Source organism: Martinezella rhizogenes (assembly GCF_027460065.1).
In the GTDB taxonomy this organism is placed as follows: Bacteria; Pseudomonadota; Alphaproteobacteria; order Rhizobiales; family Rhizobiaceae; genus Agrobacterium; species Agrobacterium rhizogenes_C.
The window spans coordinates 163021-172871 of the sequence record NZ_JAPYZZ010000013.1 but is presented as its reverse complement, the minus strand read 5'-3'; the positions used below and the strand labels follow the sequence as shown (position 1 = coordinate 172871).

The 9851-nt window shown below is 59.9% G+C and carries 11 protein-coding genes and 1 pseudogene; 7 read left to right on the top strand and 5 right to left on the bottom strand.

The genetic code is table 11. From position 1 onward, the window contains the following. The first annotated feature begins 47 nt into the window (after positions 1-47). The 3 genes from O8B93_RS19545 to O8B93_RS19535 all read left to right on the top strand — a co-directional run bounded on the left by O8B93_RS19545 (position 48) and on the right by O8B93_RS19535 (position 2056). The gene (locus O8B93_RS19545; protein WP_269711555.1) at positions 48-1088 is read left to right on the top strand and encodes a DUF2793 domain-containing protein; all 1041 of its coding nucleotides are present in this window, start codon (positions 48-50) and stop codon (positions 1086-1088) included. Between the two features lie 191 nt (positions 1089-1279). Beyond that, on the top strand, positions 1280-1555 hold the full coding sequence (gene sciP, locus O8B93_RS19540; RefSeq protein ID WP_004430042.1) for a CtrA inhibitor SciP: 276 nt from the start codon (positions 1280-1282) through the stop codon (positions 1553-1555). A gap of 219 nt (positions 1556-1774) precedes the next feature. Beyond that, positions 1775-2056, top strand: a complete 282-nt coding sequence (locus tag O8B93_RS19535) for a GNAT family N-acetyltransferase (protein WP_269711554.1) — start codon at positions 1775-1777, stop codon at positions 2054-2056. Between the two features lie 218 nt (positions 2057-2274). Here O8B93_RS19535 and O8B93_RS19530 read toward each other — a convergent pair whose 3' ends face one another. Next, a complete protein-coding gene (locus O8B93_RS19530) occupies positions 2275-2478 on the bottom strand; it encodes a DUF1059 domain-containing protein (protein ID WP_046801492.1) in 204 nt (67 codons plus the stop codon). Positions 2479-2763: 285 nt separating this feature from the next. After that, on the bottom strand, positions 2764-3114 hold the full coding sequence (locus O8B93_RS19525; protein ID WP_003491821.1) for a flagellar export protein FliJ: 351 nt from the start codon (positions 3112-3114) through the stop codon (positions 2764-2766). A gap of 481 nt (positions 3115-3595) precedes the next feature. Here O8B93_RS19525 and ctrA point away from each other — a divergent pair, with 481 nt between their 5' ends. After that, on the top strand, positions 3596-4300 hold the full coding sequence (gene ctrA / locus O8B93_RS19520) for a response regulator transcription factor CtrA (protein ID WP_003491823.1): 705 nt from the start codon (positions 3596-3598) through the stop codon (positions 4298-4300). A 131-nt stretch (positions 4301-4431) separates the two neighbouring features. Further along, a pseudogene (locus tag O8B93_RS19515) lies at positions 4432-4948 on the top strand (GNAT family N-acetyltransferase). Positions 4949-4997: 49 nt separating this feature from the next. On the opposite strand, the gene O8B93_RS19510 reads toward O8B93_RS19515, so the two are convergent. The 3 genes from O8B93_RS19510 to chpT form a co-directional block, all read right to left on the bottom strand. Next, positions 4998-6044 (bottom strand): alpha/beta hydrolase family protein, encoded by a 1047-nt coding sequence (locus O8B93_RS19510; RefSeq protein WP_269711553.1) that lies wholly within the window; start codon positions 6042-6044, stop codon positions 4998-5000. Positions 6045-6161: 117 nt separating this feature from the next. After that, on the bottom strand, positions 6162-6689 hold the full coding sequence (locus O8B93_RS19505; RefSeq protein WP_269711552.1) for a GNAT family N-acetyltransferase: 528 nt from the start codon (positions 6687-6689) through the stop codon (positions 6162-6164). Positions 6690-6773: 84 nt separating this feature from the next. After that, positions 6774-7421, bottom strand: coding sequence for a histidine phosphotransferase ChpT (gene chpT, locus O8B93_RS19500; RefSeq protein ID WP_269711551.1), 648 nt, complete (start codon positions 7419-7421; stop codon positions 6774-6776). Positions 7422-7672: 251 nt separating this feature from the next. Here chpT and O8B93_RS19495 point away from each other — a divergent pair, with 251 nt between their 5' ends. Both O8B93_RS19495 and O8B93_RS19490 read left to right on the top strand, forming a co-directional pair. Continuing rightward, positions 7673-8269, top strand: a complete 597-nt coding sequence (locus tag O8B93_RS19495) for a DUF1134 domain-containing protein (RefSeq protein WP_006314968.1) — start codon at positions 7673-7675, stop codon at positions 8267-8269. Between the two features lie 317 nt (positions 8270-8586). Then, positions 8587-9822 carry a coiled-coil domain-containing protein gene (locus tag O8B93_RS19490; RefSeq protein ID WP_269711550.1) on the top strand — a complete coding sequence of 412 codons (1236 nt, stop codon included), beginning with the start codon at positions 8587-8589 and terminating at the stop codon, positions 9820-9822. Positions 9823-9851: the final 29 nt, after the last annotated feature.

Here is a 9851-nt window from a genome sequence, read left to right as displayed (position 1 = left end):
GCATCACAATGCCCCGCGAACGAACACAACCCCGCGGAAGGCACACCATGACGGAACAGACGGCAAGACTTCGGCTTCCCTACATCCTGCCCTCGCAGGCCCAGAAACACGTCACCCACAATGAGGCCCTGCAAAGGCTCGATGCCATCGTGCAGCTCGTCATCAGGGCCACTGTCACCGCACCGCCCGAAAATGCGGCGGAAGGAGACTGCTTCCTCCTCTCGACCGACGCCACCGGCGACTGGGCCGGCAAGGGCGGCAGGCTCGCCTTCCGGCAGGATGGCGCATGGCTTTCGATCACGCCGCAGCCCGGCTGGACGGCATGGTTTGCGACCGAGGCCAGATGCCGGGTGCTGCAGGACGGGAACTGGCGCGACATGCCGCTGCCCACCAGCGGCCGGCTGGAAAGGCTGGGTATCGGCACGGAGGCCGACGCGGGCAACCGCATGGCGCTTGCCTCCCCCGCCAGCCTCTTCACCCATGCCGAAGACGATGGCAGCCACCGAATGACGGTCAACAAGGCGGGCAAAGGCGATACCGCCTCGCTGCTCTTCCAGTCCGGCTGGAGCGGCCGGGCGGAAATGGGTCTTGCAGGCAGCGACGGCTTTTCCATCAAGACCAGCAGGGATGGCACATCCTGGCACACGGCGCTTTTATGCAGCGGCGATGGCCGGGTCTCGATGCCGAACCGCCCGCTCGCCGTCGCCGGCCTGCCGGCGGGTACCACGAAACCCGCCAACGGCGCTGCCGCCGGTTTTTCCGTGTTCGCCATCGCCGAGGGCGGCTTTACACTCGGTGATGCGGTGAGCGGCGGCGGGCGGGACCTCGTCATTCCCGCCAAGGGTCTTTATCTCGCCATGCTGTCACTGGCAGTGGTCGCCTCTTCCGGCCACCGGGTGACGCTCGGCATCAATGGCGCGGCGGCAAATTTCAGCATCGCCGGCAATGCCTCGAGCACAGGCACCACGCAGTCGGCAACTGCGCTTCTTGCCCTCGATGCCGGCGACCGCCTGCGGCTGCACCATGAGGGAACGGTGGAATTGACTCAGGGTAGCGGGAAAACGTGCCTGTCGCTTGCGGCGCTGTGAGGGAAACAACCGATGAGCGAGAAAAATTGCGATTTTTGGAAAAATTTTTTCCCGGTAAAATAAGGCGACTCGAACAAATCAGGCGAAACCGTTCAAATTCTTAATAAATTGTCACGACCTGCTTAGGCAATTTTTAAAGGTACGGGGCTAAAGTTCCCGTCATATGGTCTTGAGTTTGTATAGAGTGTCCAATGACCGAAATGATACGCCCACGAGTTAAATATGTCATCGGCCCCGATGGCAGCCCTCTGACGATTGCGGATCTTCCGCCTGCCAATACCCGTCGCTGGGTCATTCGCAGAAAGGCTGAGGTGGTTGCCGCGGTACGCGGAGGACTGCTGAGCCTCGAGGAAGCCTGCGAGCGTTATACGCTTACCGTCGAAGAATTCCTGTCCTGGCAGTCCTCGATCTCCGATCACGGCCTCGCCGGCCTGCGCACCACGCGCATCCAGCAATATCGCCACTAAACCAGTGCGCTAGCGCGGCAACGCGCCCAAACCGAACTTCCAAAACGCCCCGTCATATCGACGGGGTTTTCGGTTTGATTTCGGATTTCCCCTGAAAATTGCCCGACACAGCCGGTGACTGTCACCGGTTTGTGTCCACTGCGTTCGCTATCCCGCTGTTTCAATTCAGGCGCAAGCCGTTAGAGTGGAAAAACGAACAGCAATGGGAAGGCAGAGATCATGGATATCAAGACAACCGAAACCGGATCGCGTGGCGAATATTCGGCAACCATCGACGGCCACAAGGCTGAGATGACCTATTCGCGCACCTCCCCTTCCCTCATCATCATCGACCATACCGGCGTGCCCGATGCATTGCGCGGCAAAGGCGTCGGCCAGGCGCTCGCCGCCCATGCCATAGATGAAGCGAGAAAAGGCGGCTGGAAGATCATTCCGCTCTGCCCCTTCTTCAAGGCCCAGACGCTACGCCATGCCGACTGGGCGGATGTTATCCATAGGTAAGCCTGCGGAATAATCACAAGTGTCGCCGCGTGTTTCTTCTCCCCGCCGGGGAGAAGGTGGCCCGAAGGGTCGGATGAGGGGGCAACGCTAGCGATAAACTGAGAGCTTACCCCCTCATCCCGCTGCCGCGGACTTCTCCCCGGCGGGGAGAAGAAACAAGTGGCTTACGCCAGATCCCTCACAGCCGTTCCAAATATCGCGTCATTCATAAATACGCGTCACGCCACCTTCAGCGGCGGTGTTCCCGCATGCATGCTGTGACGGACTTCCTCGCGAAATTCAGGCGTATCCTTGGCCCCATGCACAGCCACGGCGTGCTGCACCGCTGCCTCCATAAGCTCCTCCGGAGAATCGGCGGAGATGGCGATCGTGCATTTGCTGTCACTGGGGAATTCACGGCAATCGATATATTGGCGGGCCATTTTTTCCTCCCTGCATTGCCGCCCGCACCCGCACGGGGCGCGTGCGCAGAAGCCTCCGGCTCATGGTCGGAACCCCTTCAAATTACCCCTTTCCCCACCCCCGGACAATCGAAATCGGGGATCGCCTCCCGGCGGAAAACACCAGCGACACAGCAAAGCAAAAAGGCCGCCCTCATGGGGCGGCCTTTTTAAAAAAATCATGGGCGTCCTGTCATTGAAAGCCGCCTCCTGATCCACCGGCAGCCGTCAATGAGGACGATCATTCGTCTGGTTTTGCGCCAATCGTCAGGCGCGGGCGCGGATTGCTCCGTCGCGGTTTTCGAGGGCCGCGGCCTTTTCATATTCGGCCTGCACCTCTTCCAGCGAAGCTTCGGCCGCTTCCTGCTGGGCCTTCAGTTCCCTGATCGAGACCTGAAGATTGTCCGCCCGCTGGCGCGCGGCCTTGGCGAAGGTCGGATAGGCGAAATGCGTCGGATCGGTAATACCCGACTTGCTTTCCTCCAGCGAGATCTGATGCACCAGTTCCTTTGCCATCCGCTCGAATTCGGACATCATCTGCTGCAGCTGGTTAAGCTGCCGGCGTTTTTCGTTGACCTGAAATTCCTTCAGGCGAACCAGGCTGTCACGCGACTTCATACGCAATACTCCATGGATAGCGAGACCCGGATCAAAAAGGCACTATGCCCCCCTGATCGGCCCGTTTAACCCGCCCGTTCAACCGGCCGGGTTAACCCGTTGTGCCGGAATGATTCCTAAAAGTTACCCGACGTTAATAAAAAACCGCCGTCGTTAACCTTTCGTTTACGGGCATCGTTAATGATAACCACGATCATTTAAGGGTCGGTAAATGCCAGGTCCAAAAAAACGGGCCAGACGATGTAAGAGTCGATTGAATCACTTAGCGGGAAATCCTCACGTTAAGCTTCAATTTTGGCGATGGTGGATTCACGTGCAAAAACAGCAAAATGCCTAGTTTGCTTAATAAATTCGATACAGCTTGCCAAAGGCAATTAGAATTTGTTAACCATTTGGTGGCAGCCTGCAAATCAGGCAACGTCTGGATCCGCATCGCGCGAGGCAATGATTTACCGGTTCGCGGGCGGCAAAGGGGATAATTATGCGGGTTCTACTGATTGAAGACGACAGCGCAACAGCGCAGAGCATTGAACTGATGCTCAAGTCGGAGAGCTTTAACGTCTACACGACCGACCTCGGTGAGGAAGGCGTGGACCTTGGCAAGCTCTACGATTACGACATTATTCTTCTCGACCTCAACCTGCCCGACATGTCGGGTTACGAAGTCCTGAGAACCTTGCGCCTTTCCAAGGTCAAGACGCCGATCCTCATCCTGTCCGGCATGGCCGGCATCGAGGACAAGGTGCGTGGCCTCGGCTTCGGTGCCGACGACTACATGACGAAGCCGTTCCACAAGGATGAGCTTGTTGCCCGTATTCACGCCATCGTCCGCCGTTCCAAGGGCCATGCGCAGTCGGTCATCTCCACCGGCGAGCTGATCGTCAATCTCGATGCCAAGACGGTTGAAGTGGGCGGCCAGCGCGTTCACCTGACCGGCAAGGAGTATCAGATGCTCGAGCTGCTTTCGCTGCGCAAGGGCACGACGCTGACCAAGGAAATGTTCCTGAACCACCTTTATGGCGGGATGGACGAGCCGGAACTGAAGATCATCGACGTCTTCATCTGCAAGCTGCGCAAGAAGCTGGCAAACGCCGCTGGCGGCGCAAACTACATCGAAACCGTCTGGGGCCGCGGCTATGTTCTGCGCGAGCCTGACGGCGCCACGGAATTCCTCGAAACCGCCTGATCCAATCAGGAACAGGACAGTTTTTAAAAGACCCGCTGGCGACAGCGGGTTTTTTGTTGCTCTTTCCTATGCCTGTCACAGGAATGAGCAAGAGAAAGACCTAGTCACCCATCGCCAAAGGACGCCGGCCCATGAATCACACCATCCCAACCCTCCGGACCGAACGCCTGACATTGCGCCCGCTCGCCATGGCGGACTTCCCCGCCTATCGGGATTTCCATGGCGTCAACGCGCTCCACCGGCGTCGGCGGCCCCTATGACCTGCCGTCGACATGGGGTGTATTTTGCCACGATCTGGCCAACTGGCACTTCTTCGGCCATGGCGCATTGATGATCGACCTTGGCGAGACGGGTGAATGTATCGGCCAGGTCGGCATCAATCACGGCCCGCTCTTTCCCGAAAAGGAACTCGGCTGGCTGCTTTACGACGGGCATGAAGGCCTTGGTTATGCCGCGGAAGCCGCCACGGCACTACGTGACTGGGCTTTCGAAACCCTGAACCTGTCGACACTGGTCAGCTACGTCTCGCCGCAGAACCGGAAATCAGCGGCCGTCGCCGAACGAATCGGTGGCACTCTCGATCCGTCGGCACCACGCTCCGACCCCGAGGACCTCGTTTATCGTTATCACCAGGTCAAGAGGCCTTGAAAATCGGAACATTTCGGGGCCGCCATAGCCCCGAAGCGCTTCAAAAGTCCTAACGCATTTCCGCTTTCAGGAAGCCGAGGATTGCCTCGGCGATCTGCGCATGGAGGGCGGCGCGGTCTCTGCCGCCGCCATCGCGGCAGACGAACCCCTCGCCCGGCGAAAGCTCTTCCACGATTTTTTCGCCGTTCGGCTTGCATATCTGCATGAAGCTGAAATGGCTGGCATCCGGTATTTCCCGATAGATACGTGTCGCCTTGGGCAGATGGCGGGCAATATATTCCGAATCGGCCTTGATGGCGGCGATCTCCGGGGTCTCCACACCCGCGGCCAGAACCAGCACGGGCACCTTCACTTGCTGCAGCGTCTCCGGCAGAAAACCGGCAGCCGGCCCGAGATCGAGCGCAATCACGGCACGGAAACGCTCGTCGCGCCAATCCATCGCCAGACGCGGATCGGCTTTGCCGTCACCGACAATGCCGACCTTGCCCAGCAGCCGCGGCGCCTTGCATTGCGGCGGCAGCTTCTCCGTGCTGCAATCCTTCAGGGCAAGATCGGCGCTGTACCGGGCGCCTGCGAGTTCCATCGCGGTCCAGCCGCCGAGAGAATGGCCGATCACGGCGATTCGCCCACGGTCGATCCCGCCGGCAAGATCGTCATGATCGAGCAGCGCCGCCAGCGTTCGGCTGATGTCGCGCGGCCGCTCCCATAACGGAACAATCTCGGTCGCATTCGCCTCGGTAAATGTTTCGCCATTGTGGTCAGGCGCAGCCACCACATAACCCTGCTGCACAAGCTCGCCGGCAATCCAGTTGAGATTACGCCAGCTTCCACCAAAACCGTGCGATAACAGGACAAGAGGGCGTGACCCCGCAAGGAATGGGGCGCCGGGCTGGACTTCAAGGCCATAAAAGGCCGCGTTTCCCCCCACGGTCTCGGTTTTGCCCGAGGGCGCGGACGGATACCACAGGGATATTGTGAGCGCATGCCCACCGGCATCAGCAGGCAATTCCGTCTGTTTGAAACCGATGGCGCTGTCTGCCATCGCGACGCGAAGGGTGGAAAGGACGACGATTGCCGTCAGAAGAAAAACACGCATGAGAGGCTCCAGGGTTGATACGGCCAACCCTTGCCTCAAACCGCCATCTGCCGAGACCTTGAACAGGTTTCAGCACGTTCTGAAACCTATTCAAGGTCTCTTGGGTCGCACCTCGCCCTATTTCCGGCTCACCCGCTCGAAAAGCCGGACAGGATTGTTGCGGAACATCATCTCGCGAAACGGACGAAAGCCGAATCGGGCTGCGATCGCCAGCGACGGCGTATTCAGTGCGTCGATCATGCAGACGCTCCGCTGCGAAATACCGCTCTCATCGAACCATCCGGTCACGGCGGCCACCGCTTCAGTCGCGACACCTTTGCCCGTCAGTTGCCCGTCGATTTTCCACATCGCCTCGGGCACGCCGTCGAAATCGGCGCCATTGCCGCGGCGCATATGGGCAAAGCCCACCTCACCGACGATGCGCCCTGTGGCAAGCTCTTCCACCACAAAGGGGCCGAAGCCGAAGACGGACCAATGGCCGATGAAACGCAACAGGCGCGCGAAGGCGAGTTCCGGGTCCAGTGGGGCAATCGACGTCACCCCCTCGATCGGCCGGACGGCCGCCCCCCAGAAGGCGCAATAAAGCGCTTCATCCGAAATGGCATGCGGCCGCAGGACAAGGCGGGCGGTTGCCAGACGCGTCATGAACATGCTCCCAAAAACAAAGAAGACCGGCGCGTCGGTTGACGCGGTCCGGCCTCTCACAAATTCACATCGGCAACTGCACCGTCACGCGGCAACCGTCTTTGCGGTAAAGACGATGCGGTCTTCATGCACCTTGTATTCCACGACCATATTGGCCTCTTCAGCCAGAAGCAGCGTGTAATAGGGCTGCACGGAATGGGCATCGACCGCCTCTTCCAGCCGGCCTTCGTAAATTTCCACGAACTTGGCCGGAACGCGCATCATCCGGCCCTTGACGGCGATTTCGAATTTGGCGTCGCCGTCAGGGTTTTCCAAGAGCACATCCACATTGCCGCCCCGCGGGATGGCGCCATAAGCGACGAGGAAGAGGTTAAGCAGAAGTTTAACACGATTTTTCGGAACGATGGCGCGCGGACCGCTCCAGCTCACTTCCGCTTTCTTTTCAGCGGCGGCGAAATCCTGGGCAGCCTTTTCGGCCTCACCGGTGTCGATCGAAGCACCGGCCGAGCCGGAAGCGCCGAAGGCAAGGCGGGCGAACTTAAGCCGCACGGATGCGTTAAGCGCTGACGTGCGGATGAGATCGAGCGCATCGTCATCCGTGCCGCCCTCGTCCAGAAGTTCGAGGCCGTTATTGATGGCGCCGACAGGAGAAATCACATCATGGCACACACGGCTGCACAGAAGAGCCGCCAGATCGGGACCGGACAGCGTGATATTGAGTTTGCTCGTCATAAAATTCTCTCCTGCGCAAGGGAGGCGCGGACGGTGTGGAAATTGTTAAGCCATAATGACACCATATTTGGTAAACCGATTGTTAATAGGATGGTTTCAAAATGCCAAATGCCTTAACAGGCCACACTGGAGCCCCGTGTATCTGTCAGGATGCACGAAACATGCTGTAGAACTTTGACTCTACGCATCGGCCCTCGCGAAAATCGATTCGGTTTTTCGGGCTGACGCGTTAACGAAACAGACGGACGGACATGACGATGCGCCTTACGAAAACCCGCACCATTGCACGCCTCGGACTGGGAAAGATTGTCGCGCTCCTTGCGAGCCTCTTGATGTGGGTCACTCCGGCCTTTGCCCAGACCAGCGATCAATATTCTATCCAGGAAGTCGTGGATGCAGGCCACGGATTCTTCGGTGAAACCACCGGCGGCCTTGCCAAGGTGGTGGAGCGCGCCTTCCAGCAATACGGACTTCCGAACGGTTACATTCTCGGCCAGGAAGGCTCCGGCGCCTTCGTTGCCGGCCTCACCTATGGTGAAGGCACGCTTTATACCAAGAACGCCGGCCAGCACCCCGTCTTCTGGCAGGGCCCCTCGCTCGGTCTCGACTATGGCGGCCAGGGCACCCGCGCCATGATGCTGGTCTACAACCTCCCCTCGGTCGACGCGCTTTACCGCCGTTACGGCGGCGTCAGCGGTTCCGCCTTCATCGTCGCCGGCGTCGGCATGACCTATCTGAAGAGCAGCGACGTCACGCTCGCCCCCATCCGCACCGGCATCGGCGCGCGCCTCGGCATCAATGTCGGTTACCTGAAGCTCACCCAGCAGCCGACCTGGAACCCCTTCTGATTCGCCGAATTCGAAGTGCAGCCGAGCCAACGGTGGCATATGGGACAAGAGATTGCCGCAGGTTTCTTCTCCCCGCCGGGGAGAAGGTGGCCCGAAGGGTCGGATGAGGGGGCACCCTCTCCGTATATCTCTACCCTTTCCCCCTCATCCCGCTGCCGCGACCCTCTCCCCCACGGGGAGAAGAAACAAGCGGCGCTGACACAGCCCCTGCAATTGCCGGAGAGACACCCCTCCCCACGGTTGCAATAATAGCGTAACGTGCCTTCGCGCTCCTCTTTCCGAATGCGCGCGTATCTGAGTTTCGGAGACTGTCCCGCGTGATCGAATATGCCATTCTTTTCGGATTGGGTTTTCTCACCGCAACCCTGCTGGCCCTGTTGATCGCACCCGCGATCCATCGCCGCATCGTAGCCTATACGGAAAAACGCCTGCGTGCGACCATGCCCATCAGCCCGCAGGAAGTCCGCGCCCAGAAGGACATGGCGCGCGCGCTTTACGCCGCCGAAAATGCCAAGGTGCGCCAGGAGTTGGATACCGAACGGGAAAAAAACACCTCGCTGCGCCTCGCCAACGAGGCCGCCTCCAGCGATGCCTATCGCCTCGGCGAGCAGAACCGCGGCTTTTCCCTGAAAATCGAGGAGCTGACGCTGGAGATCGGCGAATTGCGCTCCGCCCTCGATGCAAGCGAAGAGCGCGCCGGCACGATTGCGACTAATCTCCTGCAGCACGAACAGGCCGCCAACGAGCGCGCCAACCAGATGTCCGACCTCACCGCCCGCCTCACCAATCTGACGCGCGAGCTGGATGATTCGAAAATCAACGCCGCCACCCGCGATCTGGAGGCCGAGCAGGCGAAACAGACCGCCACGCGTTTCCGCAAAGAGGGCGAGACCGCGACCCGCGAATTGCAGGACGTTGCCGCCCGTAACAAGGAAGCGATGACGGCGGTTGCGCGCGAAAGCCGCAAGGTTACCCGGCTGGAGGAACAGCTCGCCACGCTGATGGCGAAAAATGCCGATCTCGACACGATGTTGACCCTGCGTAACCAGGACGTCGCCCGCCTCAAGGAACAGCTTGCGGCAACCGGCGGCCGCAGCAACGACATGATCATTCGCCTGCCGAACCCGGCCGTGCCGGTGGAGAAAGTGGTCAACCCGCCGCAACCGGCAGGGACTGCCCCAATCGCCACCCTTGAAACAGCGCCCGTCGTCGCTGAGGACATGGCACAGGCGGTGGCCGCGGAAGAGGCACCACTCTCGCCGGTGGTTGAACCAACGGCACCGGCACCGGAAGGTCTGGAACAGGAAATCGAGGATATCCGCAATCAGGGCACGGCGCTCACCGAACGCCTGCTGAATGTGCGCGGCACCGGCAACGACGAACCGATACGCCGCGAAATCGCAAGGATCGCCGCCGAGATGATCGCGCTGACAGCCGCCCGGGAGGGTGAGGCGTCGCCTATTCCGGGGTTGCTGGCCAAGGCCTCCGGTTCGTCAGGGCGGGAGAGCCTTGCGACGCGGGCTAAGGTGGTGATGGAGAAGCGGAAACGCTAGGCACGCCGTGGGTGTGGTTTACCACAACG

Bases quoted from the DNA above. Each gene is read 5' to 3' on its own strand.
- O8B93_RS19545 (WP_269711555.1), top strand. From the start codon at position 48: ATGACGGAACAGACGGCAAGACTTCGGCTTCCCTACATCCTGCCCTCG.
- sciP (WP_004430042.1), top strand. From the start codon at position 1,280: ATGACCGAAATGATACGCCCACGAGTTAAATATGTCATCGGCCCCGAT.
- O8B93_RS19535 (WP_269711554.1), top strand. From the start codon at position 1,775: ATGGATATCAAGACAACCGAAACCGGATCGCGTGGCGAATATTCGGCA.
- O8B93_RS19530 (WP_046801492.1), bottom strand. From the start codon at position 2,478: ATGGCCCGCCAATATATCGATTGCCGTGAATTCCCCAGTGACAGCAAA.
- O8B93_RS19525 (WP_003491821.1), bottom strand. From the start codon at position 3,114: ATGAAGTCGCGTGACAGCCTGGTTCGCCTGAAGGAATTTCAGGTCAAC.
- ctrA (WP_003491823.1), top strand. From the start codon at position 3,596: ATGCGGGTTCTACTGATTGAAGACGACAGCGCAACAGCGCAGAGCATT.
- O8B93_RS19510 (WP_269711553.1), bottom strand. From the start codon at position 6,044: ATGCGTGTTTTTCTTCTGACGGCAATCGTCGTCCTTTCCACCCTTCGC.
- O8B93_RS19505 (WP_269711552.1), bottom strand. From the start codon at position 6,689: ATGACGCGTCTGGCAACCGCCCGCCTTGTCCTGCGGCCGCATGCCATT.
- chpT (WP_269711551.1), bottom strand. From the start codon at position 7,421: ATGACGAGCAAACTCAATATCACGCTGTCCGGTCCCGATCTGGCGGCT.
- O8B93_RS19495 (WP_006314968.1), top strand. From the start codon at position 7,673: ATGACGATGCGCCTTACGAAAACCCGCACCATTGCACGCCTCGGACTG.